Raw genomic sequence first — 16871 nt, forward strand, 5'->3', positions numbered from 1 at the left:
TCATTCTAAACCATGAATTTTTCGTAAGTTTTAATTTACATATCAAATTTAAGTTTCCATTTTTCTTTGGGGCTGGCAATTGAGTGAAGTATCTTCTTTTTGCTGTGAGCTGTAGGTAATAAGGTGTGTAGTGAAAAAATAAAGCGGAAACCTGAACGAAATTTTGAGTATTTTAAGCTACGCTAAACAAAAAACAACATACTTCGCATTGGTAAACCTGTATCTCACACATTTTTAAGCTTTTTTGCTCCTTTTCTAATTATCTTTAGTAACACCTTTTTTGGTTTCACTAGAATGGTTATAAAAAGCAAATTTTTTAAGTGTTTAATGCTTTTAGACTTTGTCTTAATGGGCAACAGTCTTAATGCGATTGCGCAAAAGAATATTAAGCAGATAAATATCACTCAGCAAAGCAAAAATGTTAGTCTTTTAAACCAGGCATATTATACGCTATCGAAAAAAAACAATAAAACTTATGCCCAACTCCAGGAACTAGATTGGCACTTTTTGGACAGTAACATAGCAGCACAAAAAGAGTTTCCAGATACGGTTTTACAATATTGGATCAATTTTAGTATTCGCAGTACTTTTGATAGGGATACCAGCTTACTGTTGAAATTAGACAGTAAAATGCAACAAACTCAATTGTATGAGCGTGTAGGAAATCGATTGGTACTGGTTGGGCAAACGGGTTTTGGTGCTAAAATTTCAAATCTCTCGATAGCTACTGATTATTGGCGGATACATTTGACCTTAAAGCAAAAAGAAACACAATATTTTTATGTGCTCATTCAAAAATACCTATACAACATTGTTCCACAATATCCGCAAATAGAAACCTATGATACCGCCTACAGGGAAAAGAACAGAGAACTGGTTTTGTTTCCGTTAAGTTTTAGACATGTTAAATTGTGGGTTGCAGGTTTTTATTTCGCCGTTTTTATTTATTGTTGTTTAAAATATTTTCTTCAGCGGAGAGATAGAGCGTATCTGTATTATGCGTTAGCATCATTATGTATGTTTTTTAGGTATTCGTTACAGGTAGATGCCATTCTTTTAGAAGTAAATTGGCTACCGATAAATAATGATTTTATATTTCTACTCTCTTTTATTCCCCAAACTTTTTTTTATATTCTTTTTTTTGGCGAATTTTTACAGGTTAAAAACAACAGATACCTTAACTTATTTTTAAAATTTTGTTTATGGCAATGGGTTTTAATGATCGTAGTTATGATTGTACATTATTTACGGCCAGAACTTAGCCCGATTACAAAAATATTTTGGATTTATAATTCTTTGCCATTTTTTATCCTTACTGTTTTGCTCAGTTATTATGCCCGGCCAAAACCAAACAAAGGCTATTTGCGGTTTGCATTTACAGGCTTGGCGGCCATATCATTTGCGTTATTATTTGTTTTGGCGCCTAAATGGCTGGATGTCTATAACCATTTGCCAAGTTGGTACTACGCCATTAACAATTACGTAGATTTAGTAACACTGGCTTTTGCAATAGATGCCGTTTTGTTTTTAACAGCGTTGGCATACAGAGACCGCCTTGACGAGCTGGAACGCATTGACTTAAAAATTAAAAATGCGGAGAACGAACATAAGATTTTAAGATTGCAAATGAATCCACATTTTATTTTTAACTGCTTAAATTCAATAAATTTATATATCGAACAGAATAACAGTGTGTTAGCATCTGATTATCTGAGTAAATTCTCTCAGTTAATGCGCTTATCCCTTTCGCACTCAAGGAAAGATAAAATCGTATTATCAGAAGAAATCAAAACCATAAAGTTGTACCTAGAAATGGAAACCATGCGTTTCAAAGGTAAACTGAAATATATTTTCGACATTGATGATAATGTTGACGCCGATTTTATAGAAATACCACCGATGCTGGTGCAGCCCTATATCGAAAATGCCATTTGGCACGGCCTGATGCATAAAAGTGTTGGCGGTGAAATCCTGATTAAAATTTCTCAGGATTTTACACAGCAAACTTTACTCGTAATTATTGAGGACAATGGAATAGGGAGGGTAAAAGCATCGGAGCTGAATAGTAAGGCGGCCGAAAAAGAAAAATCGTATGGAACATTGATTACAGGAGAGCGTATTGCTAATTTTAATAAGGAATTTAATACCAATACACAAATCCATATAGAAGATCTTTACGGCGCAAATAATGAGGCCAAAGGAACCAGGGTTTTAATCAGTATCCATTTAATTTAAAAACAACCTAATGTATCATCAATAAAAATAAATAAAATCTAAAATATGAAAGCGCTCAATATTGTAATTATAGATGATGAAGAAGATAGTATAAGTTTACTGCGTATACAGTTAAAAAAGCATTGCGGACAAGCTGGAGCCATTTATTCGTTTAACAGCCCGATTAAAGCATTACAGGAGATTGAAAGCTTAAATCCGGATTTGGTTTTTTTGGATATTGAGATGCCAGAACTAAATGGCTTTCAGCTTTTGGAGAAATTAATGCCAATCAGTTTCAAAGTGGTTTTTACCACAGCTTATAATGAGTTTGCCATCAAGGCCTTCAGGTTTAGCGCCTTGGATTATCTGGTTAAGCCTGTTGATATAAAGGACCTGGTTGAAGCCGTTAACAGGGCTGTAATTAGAAACAATTTTTCTGATAAACAACTCAATCACTTTCATCGGCAGATGAATATGGAACGTGTAAATAAAATTGCCGTGAGTTCTCTTTCAGGTATTGTTTTTATTAATGTAGACGATATTCTGTATGTTGAAGCCAGTAGCAATTACTCTATTTTGGTCTTGCTGGATGGCGAGAAGGTGATTATTTCAAAAACACTAAAAGATGTTCAGGAAATATTGGAGGACAGAAATTTCTTTAGGATACACCGTCAGTATATTATCAATTTAAACAAAGTGAAGTTTTTTAACAAGAATGATTGTTTGCTTACATTGGAAAATAACAAACAGTTACAGGTAGCAAGGATACAGAAAGATAAACTGATAGAGAAATTTGGAGCCGTATAGGTTAATTGGGTTAATTGTTGCATAACGCTAAACCAGTTCGTTTTTCTTTGCGGTTGTCATCCTGTGATTTACGGAAATTGACCTGATCCTGGTTTTGATGATCTTAATCAGCCATAAAATAATCATCGGTATATTCTTCCAATGGAATATAGATTCTTTCCCATTCATTGCCGCCTACTATTTCCCAGGTGTGCCCTTCCCCGGCCGTATCGTTGGCAATAAGTATAGTACCCGGCTCGATGATAAAGGTATCGCCATTGCTTACTGTAAACCGCAGTTTACCCTTAAGCGTAATTACATATTGCCTCCTCGGCGCAGGGTGGGGGATTTTCTCTAAAGTTGATACATCAGTTTGGGCGAAAAAATAATTGGCATTGATATGTTGGCGGATCGGGATTTTACCCATTTCAAAAGCGCATTTGTCGCCCTCAATATTGATTAATCGTATTGCTTTTAAATAGTTTTTTGGCGTTCCGGCTTGATCGTTATTCATCTGCTAAAATTATGGTTTTAAAATTTTAATTCGGTTTGTCCTTTTTTGGCAACCTCACGTTCATGTTGTAGTAGCCACTGTTTACGCCATAAACCTCCGGCATAACCAACCAGTTTGCCGTTGCTGCCAATTACCCTGTGACATGGCACTACAATGGCAATATTGTTTTTTCCGTTTGCCGCTGCAATAGCCCGTATCGCTAACGGATTGTGCGTAGAAAATTTTGCGTATGAGGTGGTTTCGCCAAAAGGTATCTTCAATAAATTCTGCCATACTTCCTGTTGAAATTCGGTTCCTTTTTGTTTCAGTGGAAAATCGAAATCCCAAAGCTTTCCATTAAAGTATTCTTTTAATTGGTTGGCAACTTTTATGGTCAGTTCGTTTTCTATCAAATCAGCAATATCCTTTTCTTCAAAAGTAACGGCATGCACAAAATCCTCATCAGCCAGGATGCTTAATCTGCCAATAGGCGTTTCTATAACTGATGCGTAGTTCATATTTCTAATTAACCACAGATTTACACAGATGAACACAGATTTTCGTGCATATTGTTTTTCTTAGTGTTTTCTGTGTCTACTTGTTTAATTAATTTTAAATGCCTTTAACCTCTTTTATGCTACTTCGAAAGAATAGCATCTGTGTTTATCCTTATTATCTGTGGTTAATGGTCTTTCTCTGTGCCTCCGTGGCCAATAAATTTTAATGCCATTAATTCCGATATACTGCTTTAAAAATGCCATCCGTGTTTATCCTTTTTATCTGTGGTTAAATCTTTCTCTGCGTCCCCGTGGCTAAGTGAGTTTCCAAACAAAATTACAACAATACAACAATTTAAGCATGCAATATTTATCAATAAAAGTATCTTTGCGGTTATGCAATTGGCCAAAGAGGTTAAATATTTAATTCACAAGGAAGTATTATTAGAGTGGCGCTCCAAATATACCATTAACGGTGTATTGCTCTATGTGGTTTCTACTATTTTTACCTGTTACCTGTCGTTTGTAAGCCTTGGCGATAAATTAACCTGGAACGCGCTTTTCTGGATTATCATGCTTTTTGCCTCTATAAACGGCGTTTCAAAGAGCTTTTTACAGGAAACCAAGGGGCAGCAGTTGTACAGTTATATTTTGGCCAGTCCCGCTGCGGTTTTGATTTCTAAAACAGTTTATAATACCCTTTTGATGTTGGTGCTTACCACTATAGCATTGGGCTTTTATACTTTGGTTTTCGATTCCTTTACGCCGCCCGATATGCTATTGTATTACGTTGCCGTGGTATTGGGCAGTATGAGTTTCTCTACCGTTTTTACTATGGTTTCGGCCATTGCAAGTAAGGCTGGTAACGGTGGGATGTTAATGGCGATATTGAGTTTTCCGATCATTATTCCGGTATTGATCTTGTTAATTAAACTGGCCAAAAATGCGGTCGACGGCTTGCCATGGGAGAATAGTTACGATGAAATTGCGATGTTACTGGTAGTGAATGTACTGATGGTGTCAACGTCTTTATTGTTATTTCCTTACCTTTGGAGAGATTAAAAAAATGATTGAATGAGAGAATGATTGAATTATAGAATGAGAAATTTGCAAGTATAAATACTTGATGATTTTTAAACCATAAAAAAGAATATTTCTCTCATTCCAAAACTCAAACATTCAAAATTATATATGTATGAATAAAACTTGGTGGAAAATTTTAGGTTCAATTCTGGTGATTTATACTGCAATCGCGGGTTTATTACTTCACGTACCTCGTTTACCTATATTAAATGAAACAATCCGGAATCTGTATTTCCATGTTCCGATGTGGTTTGCCATGATTGTACTTTTTTCTATCTCAGTTTTCTATAGTGTAAAGTCACTAAGTAGCAAGAGTGAAATCGACGATATGAAGGCTGTGGAGAGTGTAAATGCCGGAATTATTTTTGGCCTTTTGGGTTTGGTTACCGGTGCGATCTGGGCTAAATACTGCTGGGGAGAATTTTGGAGTTTTGATCCCAAACAAAATTTTGCCGCTATTTCTGTTTTATTATACTTTGCTTATCTCATTCTCAGGAATGCGATTGATGAAGAACAAAAAAGAGCAAAAATTTCTGCTATTTATAATATTTTTGCCTTCCCAATGATGGTGGTGTTGCTTTTTGTGTTACCACGTTTAAAAGATTCATTACATCCGGGCAACGGTGGCAATCCTGGTTTTAATAGTTACGATTTGGATAGCCGTATGCGTATGGTATTTTACCCGGCATGTTTAGGCTGGATCTTAATCGGCTATTGGGTATATACCATCCGTTTCAGAATTCGCAATATTGAAAACAAACAACAACATAACTAAAATGAAGAAGATATTTTTCTCCCTGATATTAATGATGGCCACCATGCAGTTATTTGCACAAGATAATGGCGTGGAAATGGCTGATAGCCTTCGCAGCAATGGAAAGATATATGTTGTGGTAATTTGTATCGTAATTATTCTGGTAGGGCTGCTTGCGTATCTTTTCTCGATCGATAAAAGGTTGAAGAAAATCGAAAAAGAAAATCACAACAACAAATAAAACGGCCTGTAATTGCGATAGTCTGGATTAAGTTTAACGGAGATCAAAATTATATTGATCTCCTTTTTTATGTCTTATTTCTGATTCAAGATTTATGATATTCGTAATTATTGTAGCTTTTTTGTTTGTTGATTAATCAGTATCGTAATAAAATAGTCCTGTGGATATTTTTTTTATAATTTTTTTTCATCAGAATAAGCAATCATAAAACCTATGAAAATGGTCGTTTTAATCGGGTTGAGGAATCAATATATCCTCGTTTAAACCTGTTTAAATATTGTTTTTGAACAGTTTTGTATAAACGGTATAAAATCTGTTTCAAAGCCTGAACAGGGTGGTGTTAGCTATACACTAAGTATTTTTGCATTTGGATATGTGCAGTTTTTTTAGGCAATTTTGCACCGAAAACTTATTCAATATAAAAAATAAATAATGGCTAATCTAGCAGACGAGAACAAGTTCTTTGCAGATGTTTGTAAAAACTTTGACAGTGCGGCTCAATTCACCAATCATCCGGAAGGTTTATTGAACCAGATTAAAACATGTAATAGTGTATATCGTTTCCAATTTCCAATCCGCCGCGGAAACGGTTTTGAAGTAATTGATGCCTGGCGTGTTGAGCACTCTCACCACATGAGCCCTACAAAGGGTGGTATCCGTTACAGTGAAATGGTAAACGAAGATGAGGTAATGGCACTTGCGGCCCTAATGACTTACAAATGTGCTATTGTTAACGTTCCGTTTGGCGGTGCAAAAGGTGGTATCAAAATCAACACCAAACAATACAGTGTTGCCGAACTGGAAACCATCACACGTCGTTATACCACAGAATTAATTAAGAAAAACTTTATTGGCCCTGGTATCGATGTTCCTGCTCCGGATTACGGATCTGGCGAACGCGAAATGAGCTGGATAGCCGATACTTATATGACCATGAATCCTGGTCAGTTAGATGCTTTAGGCTGTGTAACTGGTAAGCCAATTGCTTTACATGGTATCCGTGGACGTAAAGAAGCTACAGGCCGTGGGGTAGCTTACGCTGTACGCGAATGTGTTGAAGTAGCAGAGGATATGGCTAAAATTGGTTTTAAAGCTGGTTTAGGAGATAAAAGGGTAATTGTACAGGGCTTGGGTAACGTAGGTTATCACTCAGCTAAATTTTTAGCCGAATTTGGTGCTACAATTGTCGGGCTTTGTGAGTTTGAAGGTGCTATTTATAATCCTAATGGATTAAACGTTGATGAGGTTTTTGCACACCGTAAAAACACAGGTTCAATTTTAGATTTCCCTGGTGCTACCAGCTTTAAAAATTCGATGGAAGGTTTAGAGCAAGATTGCGATATCATTGTTCCGGCAGCATTAGAAAACCAGTTTACGGAGCTTAATATCCGTAATATTAAAGCAAAAATTATTGCTGAAGGTGCAAACGGACCAACTACACCAGAAGCTGAAGCCATTTTTACAGAGATGGGCGGCATCATCATTCCTGATATGTATTGCAATGCAGGTGGTGTTACGGTTTCTTATTTCGAATGGCTGAAAAATCTTTCACATGTGGCATTTGGCCGTATGGAGAACCGTTATGCAGCTAACTCAAATGCCAATCTGATCAATACTTTAGAGAACTTAACCGGTAAAACCATCCTTCCGGAGCACCGTTTAATGATTGTTAAAGGCGCATCAGAAATGGAATTGGTAAACTCTGGTTTAGAAGATACCATGATCCATTCTTACCACGAAATTCGTGAAACCAGAATGAATAAACCAGGCACGCAAACCTTGAGAACTGCTGCTTTTGTAAATTCTATCGATAAAATTGCGGTTTCTTATATGAATTTAGGCGTTTGGCCATAATAAGGCCTGGGGTAGGAAGGCAGAAGGTTTAAGGCTTTCCCTCAACGGTAAATAAAAAAAAACCTTACAGTTCTAAAATCTGTAAGGTTTTTTTGTTGACTAATTTCGTTACTGCGAAACCATCTTAATCTTGCAAATGTTAGCTTATGAGGGGCGTTATTCCCAACTTGATTTGGAATCGTAATGCAAGCGCTTTAAGATTCCCGCCTGCGCGGGAAAGACGACTACTCTATTGAAATCTGTCAATCGTAGCCTATCGAACGACTTGTATGATTTATAAGAATAACATAAAAGATCACAATACTCTGCGTAAATCACCTTGAATCTGCGGGAAATACTTACTTGTTTGCCGGAATATCAACATTGAAATTAAAATTTAACGAGCTGTTGAATCCATTTTTAAACGGTTTTAAAAGTTGGATCAAGGCGTTACGATCCTCATTTAAAAATAAAAGTTCCGATTCTAGTTTGATTTTATCTTTCTCTATACTTTTTGCTTTGATTTCCAGTTGACTAAAAGTACCCAGTTTATCGGCAATTAAGGGTATTGATGTTTGTTTGATCAATTTTTTAAAATCAACTTTAAAATAAAAGAAGTCGTCAGATGATGCCCTTTTCAAATCTGGTTTAGCGCTTTGAACTGTACTTAATTGAACATTACCATTACTGCCTTTAAAATAAAATTGGTATAAAGGAATCATTGCGCTGCTAATCTTTCCGGTAGATTGATCTAATGCGCCTAGCGATTTAAGGTAAGTATTCAATGCTTTATCGTCGGCATTTAGATTTATAGTAATCGAGGGAATCTTCCGGTCTTGAAGTATTTTTTTCTCCACCTGCTCAAAGTCATCATTGTACTCGTAGCCGACAATGGTATCTACCTGCGTAATAGTGTTTGTCCATTCAAAATCCACGTAATCTTTGTAAAATCTGAAAAAACTATCTTTTGAAAGTAGGGAAAGACTTTCAGCTGCTTTTTTTTTAGACAAAGCAGGTTTAAACTTCCCGTTTAGCCACATACTCACTGTACTTTGGGGATTTAAAATCCGATGCTTAGGTTCAGCAGCAGGTTCTATCCATCTATTCACCAATTCACTGTTAAAATCAATTTTTCCATCTGTAAAATTAACTTTGCTTAAAGTTTCTTCATTTTGAAAAGACAGGTGATCGGAAAAGCTGGCCATTTGCTCAAACTTGCTATCGCTAATTTTAACCATGTTTTTCTGAGCCTGTATTTCTTCCAGTACATTTTTTACCGGCTCCTTTTTCAGGGTAAATGCCAGGCTTACCGTTTTATTGTTGAACAGAAGGCAAAATGTTGAGTCTGCAGACTGGAAAAAATGAGTATCCTTTTTGATTAATGCAAGCTTTTTCAGAATAAAGCGGTTAAATGCCAAACTGTCGGCTATTTCGAAACACGAGAAAAAAGTATTTTTAGCTCTTCCTTTTAACATGTATATGTAAATGTTTGCGGGTATTTTTAAGCCTGTGTTTAAATCGGTTAACCTTTCTTTGATCCCTTTCTTGTCTGCTCCTGAATATTGACCAGGATGTTTCAGATAACTAACTGCAATGGTTTTGTATAGTTCATCAACATTAATTTTAAACAAAGCATCGGTAGAAACAGGGATGGATATCTTATTGGCCTGGATTTGTCTGTATTTGAAAAAGCCGAAATAACAAAGCAGCAGCAATATTACTATCGCTGCTGTTATTTTTAAAAATTTCTTCATGGAATATGGTTAACTGTTTAAATCGGTTAACTGTAAACTGCCAACTGATAATTGCCAACTAAACTATTTAGCTGCATTCTCAATAAGCGAAAACAAATACTTCAATGCATTTTCATGCCCGTTCGGAATTTCGGCGCTGATATCTGCTGAAACTAATCTGCCCTTAATCGGGTTCGATTTCATGTACACATTGCCCATTTTTTCTAAAGTACTGTTAAATTTCTTAGCGGTTTCTTCACCGCCAATTTCTGAATCTGGCACTTTTCCTACAAGATTTTTAGCATTAAACAGGAAGCTGAAATTGTTTTTGCTCAACAGGTCTTTGTGCAGCTTGCTGATTTTGTTGTTGTGTTGATTATTACTGATGCTTTGCATCTCACTTAAAGAATTGCCAAAAAACACAATTCCGTCTTTAATCATAAAGTAAATATCAATCGGGCTTTTCTTCTCCTGAATTTTATAAATATTATTTTCAACCGTTACCATGTTTTTATGAATGCCATATTTAATCAGCTTGTTAATCAACCTGGTATCTTCAGAAGAGAACATGAAAAGGAAATCAGGTAAAGTTTCATTTTTGGTTTTTGTTACCTCTTTTTGATTGTAATCATCATCATACTCATAAGTGGTATAAGTAACTTCTTTGGTTTTTAATCCATTGATTACGAATAGCGCATCACCTTTAATTACTTTGCTCACCGCTTCTTCATCCAATAAAAGTGAAAACAGACCAGTTCCCAATTCAACCTCCTCGTCCATTTTACCGCCTAAAAAAGAACCATAAGTTTGTTTAATTAACTTCGGGAATTCTTCTAAATAAGCTTTAGTATCAATAGAATAGCTCATAAAACCAAGGGCTTTTTCACTGTCTACATATTTCAGAAAGTTTTTGTTCAACTTCCTGTTCATAATTTTTTTATAAGCATCGGCTTGTTCCTGGGCCAATTCTAAGCCCGTAGAAATACGGAAACTTTTGTCATCCATAAAAAGTTTAGCATTTAAGCTGCCATAACCTTTCATTAAGCCTGCTTTACCATAAGTGCCAAATTCAGGCGCAATGGAATTGTAAACATCCTGAAGGCTCGATACCCATAGCTCTGCAATGGCTTTGTTATCCAAACTTGAAGTATAAGATTTATTTGTCTCAATAGATTCATAAGTGCCATTGAAAATCTGATCAGCCTGAGCGGTCATCCAGGTAAAAGCCAGTCTTTTTTTCTTGGTATCCTGTTCTGCCAGTTCTTTCTGGTACTCTTGATAGTGCTTTTCATCACCAGCCTGATTATAATTTGCAGTGTCCGCTACATCGCCTGAAACATAAGCTACAGCACTATCCCTTACCACATCATCAGGCATGTCTGGTGAGATTCCATCATAAATAAAACCATCACTGACTGGCTTTTTCTTTTTACCAGCAGTAGATTTCTTTAGTGTTTTACCTTTAGTGGCTTTTTTTGCTGATTTTTTCTTTTTATTAGTGGTTTTTGTCTTTTTATAAGATTTTACTTTAGCGGGAGTAACAATCTCTTCAGGATAAGCAACCGTCGCCACCGAATCTACAGCCACAGCAGCACTATCTAATCCTACTGTATCCCACCCATATTTTGTGTATTTAATCCCATAACGGGCAGATTTAACTGAATCGGCAAAAAATGAACCCCTAATGCTTCCTGTTACAAAATAAAGCATGTTATTGTTCCATTTGATGATACTCGTACTATCAGGTAAAACCATTGTACGGATATCGCCCTGCTGCGTAAATTTTTTCTCTTTATTTTCGATCAGGCTTTCAAATTTTTTGGCATCCTTTATCGGAATTAAAAAACAGTTGTAGGTAATGCTATCACTTAATTGGTTAAAGTAATACATGTTTTTCTCCAGGTTGATGCCAAAATCTTCTATACTGGTGAAGTTTTTATCCAGAGATTTAGAGGTTTCCGTCAATAATTTCTTGCCTACAAAAGATTCGTTAAAATCTTTTACAAACATGAGTTTAAAAACATTATCGCCCTTAATGGTGGCTACTGTGAAAGCATTTGATGGAATTTTTTTTGCTAAATCCTGTGCCTGCGCAAAGTTTAGCGATAAAAATAGGGAGATGGCAATTAGAATTTTTTTCATTTAGATAGATTTTTTAGAGATAAGGATCATGTTTATTTTACTATTGAGGCTATATACATGATTTATTTAGATAGTTGTATAGTGTTTGATACGTTAATTTTTCCGTTAATTAAATCCATAATGCTGCTTTTTAACATCACGGCTTTTTTGGATTTCGACACGTTTGATGACGGATTGGCGCTACTTGTTACAGGAGACTCGAAACGATAGATGCTGGTGTAGGTAGCACCGTTAAAAACCGCCTTGTCTTTTGCTTTTAATTTACTGAATTCTGTTTTAGCGGTACCGATTGCCTGGTATTTTCGGCTAAAGGTTTTGGTAGCCTTGTTATAGGTGTAAGATGAAGTATTGGTTGCCTTAATTTTTTGTTGCGCAAGAATGTTTTTGGTGATGTTATTGATATTCGAAACATCTTTAAAAGAAAAGCTGATGGTTGCGATGTAATTATTAAAATCACTCGTGCTTTTAACATTCGAAATTCCCTCCGATTTTCTCAAATAGGCTACTGCTTCACTTAATTCTTGCTGAATTTTCTGTTTACTGGGGACTTTATAACCCTGTACGCTATCTAACAGCATTACAGAAGCCACCTTTGTTTTACTCTGACTCAGGTTTATGGTGAGCACAACATCACCAGTACCATCGCTTTTCATCGAAATTTCTTCAATTACCTCAAAGCACGAGCTTAAAATGGGTATCAAAAAGATAAATAACAATAACTTATAAAACTGTTTCAAGTTCATATTAATCCGGTTTATGTTTACTGTGTGGAATGTAAAAAGGGAATAATTATCTGACAGGCCAAACTTAATAATTTCAGGCCGGACTTTTAAGCGATTTAAGATATTACTTAAGATCGGTTATAAATAGGGATTCAGAACAAAATATTTGCCCTTCAAAAATCAGTTGATTGTCAATATAAAGACAAGAAAAATGTAAAAGAATGCTGGCTAAGCCTATTTTTCTATCTTTGTTGCCAGCTTTTACAACAAGTATAAACCATGAAGAAAAGTGCAATCATTGGGTTGATTACCATCGCGATTTCCGTAGGGATTTTATTTAGCTTAAATGCAAATACCGACACCTACTCTAATTTCAAACAAGCAACTCTTTCTGAGAAAGAAGAACATGTTATGGGCTATTGGGTAAAATCAATGGGTACTTACTACGATGCCGTAAAAGACGCGAACCATTTTTCATTCCATATGAAAGATGAAAAGGGAGACGTGAGAGAGGTAATTTACGCTGGTACCAAACCGCAGGATTTCGAAAAATCAGAAAAATTAGTGCTTATCGGTAAAATGGATAAGGACAAATTTTACGCATCGAAAATTTTAATGAAATGCCCATCTAAATATAATGATAACCTGGTAGAGGTTAATAAGGACGGCAAAGTCGAACAAGTAAGCAAAGACGGCGGGAAAAAATATAACTAATTTATTTAATGGATATTCAATTTGTAGGCGAACACCTGTTACCAGGTAAAATCGGGCAGTTTTTTATTGTTCTGGCATTTAGTGCATCATTACTATCAACTATATCGTATTTTTTTGCCAGTCGCGATAAAAAATTAGAAGAAAAATCCTGGAGAAACTTAGGCCGGATTGGATTCTTAGTTAATTTTGGCTGTATAATTGGTATTGGAGCAATTTTGTTCTATCTGGTACTGGGGCACTACAATGAATACAGTTACATTTATTGGCACTCCTCAAAACAGCTTCCAATTCATTATATTATTTCTGCCTTCTGGGAGGGACAGGAAGGAAGTTTCTTGCTCTGGGCTTTCTGGCAATCATTTCTAGGTACTTTATTAATCTGGAAAGCTAAAACCTGGGAGCGACCTGTAATGACAGTTGTAGCCTTCTCCCAAGTGTTTTTAACCTCAATGCTTTTAGGGGTAGAGATTTTTGGCGAACGCATCGGAAGTTCTCCATTTATCTTGCTAAGAGATTCGCTTGATTTAAAATCAATGGCTCCTGTTGTTTTCGCAAATCCTGAGAACTTCGCTAATTATTTAAAATTCATTACCGATGGTAGAGGATTAAATCCGTTGTTGCAAAATTATTGGATGGTGATTCACCCGCCAACTTTGTTTTTAGGTTTCGCCAGTATGGTTGTGCCTTTTGCTTATGGCATTGCGGCTTTATGGCAAAAAAGATATAAAGAATGGATTAAACCAGTTATGCCTTGGGCGCTTTTTGCGGTGATGGTTTTAGGTACAGGTATTATTATGGGGTCTTTCTGGGCTTACGAAGCATTAAACTTTGGCGGTTTCTGGGCTTGGGATCCTGTAGAAAATGCTTCTTTAATTCCATGGTTAACCCTAATCGGGGCGGTACACGTAATGATTGCATATAAAAATACAGGGCATGCCTATTTTACAGCCATTGCATTGGTATTCTTAAGTTTCTTATTGGTGCTTTATGCATCGTTTTTAACACGAAGCGGAATTTTGGGCGATACATCTGTACACTCGTTCACTGATATGGGAATGTTTGGTCACCTGATTTTGTACAACGTAGTTTTTGCAGTTTTGGCCATAACGTTGATTGTAGTACGGTGGAAAGAATTGCCGATTACCACCAAAGATGAAGAAACCTATTCTCGCGAATTCTGGATGTTTATTGGCGCTTTAGTGGTAACTATCGCTTGCATCCAGGTCATATTCTCCACTTCGGTTCCTGTATTTAACAAAGCCTTTGGAACAAATTTTTCGCCTCCAATCGATGCCGTTAAATACTATAATCAATGGCAAGCCCCATTTGCGGTATTAATTACTTTGATTTCGGGTTTCTCTCAATATTTAAAATACAAAAGAACAGATCCTCGAAAATTTTATAGCAGTTTAATCTCTGCGATTTTGTTTTCGATTGTTTTAACCGCAGGTTTAGTGTATGTGGCTGGGATTTACACCAACACCATGTACATCCTCATTACTTTCAGTTGTTTGTTCGCTGTTCTTTCTAATGCTGCAGTATTATATCAGGCTTTTGGTGGCAAGGCTAAATTGGCTGGATCTGCAATTGCACACATTGGTTTTGCTTTTTTGATCTTAGGTGCTTTAATTTCTGCCGCTACAAACAAACCTTTATCAATTAATGCCAGTAAATTTATTCCGGTAGAAGGTTTCGAGAAGGCGGAAAAACCTGGTGAAAACATCATGTTATACAAAAACGAACCTAAAAAAATGGGTAAGTATACCGTAACATACATCACTGATACAGTAGTGGCACCCAATACCATTTATACCCTTAATTTTAAAGTTTTGGATAAAGAAGGGAAAGTGAAAGAAGATTTTAATTTGCATCCACATGTTCAGGACAATGAAAAAATGGGTTTGATTGCCTCTCCTGATACCAAGCATTATTTAACCTACGATGTGTACACTCACATTACCAGCGCCCCTGCTAAAAAAGAATCGCACGAAGGGCATTCGGATGATGAAAACTATAAAGCACCACGTATTGTTAAAGTTTCAGTAGGCGATACCATCCATACTTCGAGCGGTGTGATTACGGTGAAAGATTTAGATCGAAAGCCTACTGCTAAAGATTTAGCACTTGCGCAAGGCGATTATGCGGTTGGTTTACCATTAGAAATTAATGCAGCCGGTAAAGTTTACAACACGGAGCCTATTTTCTTAATAAAAGGGAATAATACTTTCGATTTCGCCCGTAAAGTGGATGAATTAGATTTGAAATTCCGTTTTTCGAGGGTTTTGCCAGATGAGAAAAAAGTAGAGCTTCAGATTTTTGAAAAACCTCAACAAGCTAAAGATTGGGTTGTTTTTAAAGCAATTGAATTTCCTTTCATCAATTTATACTGGGCTGGTACCATCGTAATGGTTGTGGGTTTCTTAATTTCAATTTTTAGAAGGAGAAAAGAGGCCAAAGTCGTATAAAATCATGAAAATTGTTTTATTAGGTTCTGGAAACGTTGCCACACACTTAGCAAAGGCTTTAAAAAGCAAGGGCGAGGAGATCGTGCAGGTGTACAGTCAAAACCTGGATAATGCAACCTTATTGGCACAGTCGATTGCAACTGAAGCCATCGGCGATTTAAATGAAATTAAGCAAAATGCTGATTTATATATCATCTCGGTAAAAGATGATGCGATTGAAAGCGTTGCTAAATCATTGAAAAATGTAACTGGCCTGGTGGTACATACCTCTGGAACTACAGATATTAATGTTTTATCATCACAAGTTACTAAAGCGGGCGTTTTTTATCCTTTGCAAACTTTTTCAAAAGAAAAAGAGGTTTCATTTGAAAATATTCCACTTTGTATTGAAGCGAACGATGACAGTCAATTAACGATTTTAAGCAATCTCGCTGCTAAAATTAGCCGGGAAGTATATAAGTTAAATGGCGAGAAAAGAAAAGTATTACACCTGGCAGCGGTATTTGCCTGTAATTTTCCGAATCACCTGTATGCTTTGGCAAATAAAATTTTAAGTCAGAACGATTTGAATTTTGAAATCATCAGGCCATTAATTGCCGAAACAGCCGATAAGGTAATGAGCAACCTGCCTGAAAATGTGCAGACTGGGCCAGCAGTTAGGGTTGATGAAAGCACTCTAAATAAGCATTTGAGCATGTTAACCGATATGCCTGAATTGCAGAACATTTATCAAACATTGAGCGATAGCATAAAATTAATGCTGAAATAGCATAATTACGGCTTCTGCTTATTACTTTTGCAAAATAATTATGAGCATTTTTAAACTAAAAATAAATTTTGAAGAAGCAGATCACGAATCTATTGAATTACCAATAGCAGCCGGAGAATCTGTTTTAGATGTTTGTCTGGATAATGGAATCGAATTACAGCACAACTGTGGTGGTGTTTGTGGTTGCAGTACCTGCCATGTGTACGTAACAAAAGGTATGGACAATATCGAAGAGATTTCTGACAAAGAAGAAGACTTTATCGATAGAGCAGTCCGTCCGAAAATTACTTCCCGTTTAGGTTGCCAGTGTGTGGTGATTAACGGCGATATCGAAGTAACCATACCAGACCAGTCTGATTTTATGGGACACTAGGTTTAGTCCTTAGTCCAAAGTCCTTAGTCGGGAGTCGATTAACCAATTTCAA

At 36.2% G+C, this 16871-nt stretch carries 15 protein-coding genes; 10 read left to right on the top strand and 5 right to left on the bottom strand.

What is annotated here, in order from left to right:
* Nucleotides 1–348: 348 nt before the first annotated feature.
* Together ACUN24_RS11775 and ACUN24_RS11780 are read left to right on the top strand one after the other, a co-directional pair.
* Nucleotides 349–2235, top strand: a complete 1887-nt coding sequence (locus tag ACUN24_RS11775) for a sensor histidine kinase (protein WP_445562649.1) — start codon at nt 349–351, stop codon at nt 2233–2235.
* A 45-nt stretch (nt 2236–2280) separates the two neighbouring features.
* Entirely contained in the window at nt 2281–3021 is a 741-nt protein-coding gene (locus ACUN24_RS11780; RefSeq protein WP_445562650.1) for a LytR/AlgR family response regulator transcription factor, read from the top strand.
* Between the two features lie 103 nt (nt 3022–3124).
* On the opposite strand, the gene ACUN24_RS11785 is transcribed toward ACUN24_RS11780, so the two are convergent.
* Together ACUN24_RS11785 and ACUN24_RS11790 are read right to left on the bottom strand one after the other, a co-directional pair.
* Nucleotides 3125–3514: a hypothetical protein gene (locus ACUN24_RS11785; RefSeq protein ID WP_445562651.1), complete on the bottom strand. Its 390-nt coding sequence runs from the start codon at nt 3512–3514 to the stop codon at nt 3125–3127.
* 17 nt (nt 3515–3531) lie between these two features.
* On the bottom strand, nt 3532–4011 hold the full coding sequence (locus tag ACUN24_RS11790; protein ID WP_445562652.1) for a methylated-DNA--[protein]-cysteine S-methyltransferase: 480 nt from the start codon (nt 4009–4011) through the stop codon (nt 3532–3534).
* A 375-nt stretch (nt 4012–4386) separates the two neighbouring features.
* Here ACUN24_RS11790 and ACUN24_RS11795 point away from each other — a divergent pair, with 375 nt between their 5' ends.
* The 4 genes from ACUN24_RS11795 to ACUN24_RS11810 all read left to right on the top strand — a co-directional run bounded on the left by ACUN24_RS11795 (nt 4387) and on the right by ACUN24_RS11810 (nt 7922).
* Complete coding sequence (locus ACUN24_RS11795; RefSeq protein WP_445562653.1) at nt 4387–5052, top strand: heme exporter protein CcmB; 666 nt, start codon at nt 4387–4389, stop codon at nt 5050–5052.
* Nucleotides 5053–5185: 133 nt separating this feature from the next.
* Nucleotides 5186–5848, top strand: coding sequence for a cytochrome c biogenesis protein CcsA (gene ccsA, locus ACUN24_RS11800; protein ID WP_445562654.1), 663 nt, complete (start codon nt 5186–5188; stop codon nt 5846–5848).
* 1 nt (nt 5849) lies between these two features.
* Nucleotides 5850–6068, top strand: a complete 219-nt coding sequence (locus ACUN24_RS11805; protein ID WP_445562655.1) for a CcmD family protein — start codon at nt 5850–5852, stop codon at nt 6066–6068.
* A gap of 432 nt (nt 6069–6500) precedes the next feature.
* Complete coding sequence (locus tag ACUN24_RS11810) at nt 6501–7922, top strand: Glu/Leu/Phe/Val family dehydrogenase (protein WP_445562656.1); 1422 nt, start codon at nt 6501–6503, stop codon at nt 7920–7922.
* A gap of 338 nt (nt 7923–8260) precedes the next feature.
* Here ACUN24_RS11810 and ACUN24_RS11815 read toward each other — a convergent pair whose 3' ends face one another.
* The 3 genes from ACUN24_RS11815 to ACUN24_RS11825 form a co-directional block, all read right to left on the bottom strand.
* Nucleotides 8261–9655 carry a hypothetical protein gene (locus tag ACUN24_RS11815; protein WP_445562657.1) on the bottom strand — a complete coding sequence of 465 codons (1395 nt, stop codon included), beginning with the start codon at nt 9653–9655 and terminating at the stop codon, nt 8261–8263.
* A gap of 63 nt (nt 9656–9718) precedes the next feature.
* Nucleotides 9719–11776, bottom strand: a complete 2058-nt coding sequence (locus tag ACUN24_RS11820; protein WP_445562658.1) for a hypothetical protein — start codon at nt 11774–11776, stop codon at nt 9719–9721.
* Between the two features lie 62 nt (nt 11777–11838).
* The gene (locus ACUN24_RS11825) at nt 11839–12519 is read right to left on the bottom strand and encodes a hypothetical protein (RefSeq protein WP_445562659.1); all 681 of its coding nucleotides are present in this window, start codon (nt 12517–12519) and stop codon (nt 11839–11841) included.
* Nucleotides 12520–12777: 258 nt separating this feature from the next.
* On the opposite strand from ACUN24_RS11825, the gene ACUN24_RS11830 reads away from it, so the two are divergent.
* Genes ACUN24_RS11830 through ACUN24_RS11845 form a run of 4 tightly spaced genes read left to right on the top strand, consistent with a single transcriptional unit; the run spans nt 12778 to nt 16819 of the window.
* A complete protein-coding gene (locus ACUN24_RS11830) occupies nt 12778–13212 on the top strand; it encodes a cytochrome c maturation protein CcmE domain-containing protein (protein WP_445562660.1) in 435 nt (144 codons plus the stop codon).
* An 8-nt stretch (nt 13213–13220) separates the two neighbouring features.
* Nucleotides 13221–15677: a heme lyase CcmF/NrfE family subunit gene (locus ACUN24_RS11835; RefSeq protein WP_445562661.1), complete on the top strand. Its 2457-nt coding sequence runs from the start codon at nt 13221–13223 to the stop codon at nt 15675–15677.
* Between the two features lie 4 nt (nt 15678–15681).
* Nucleotides 15682–16446 carry a Rossmann-like and DUF2520 domain-containing protein gene (locus ACUN24_RS11840; RefSeq protein WP_445562662.1) on the top strand — a complete coding sequence of 255 codons (765 nt, stop codon included), beginning with the start codon at nt 15682–15684 and terminating at the stop codon, nt 16444–16446.
* A 40-nt stretch (nt 16447–16486) separates the two neighbouring features.
* A complete protein-coding gene (locus ACUN24_RS11845) occupies nt 16487–16819 on the top strand; it encodes a 2Fe-2S iron-sulfur cluster-binding protein (RefSeq protein ID WP_029275355.1) in 333 nt (110 codons plus the stop codon).
* Nucleotides 16820–16871: the final 52 nt, after the last annotated feature.

It is taken from the genome of Pedobacter sp. WC2501, assembly GCF_052682415.1.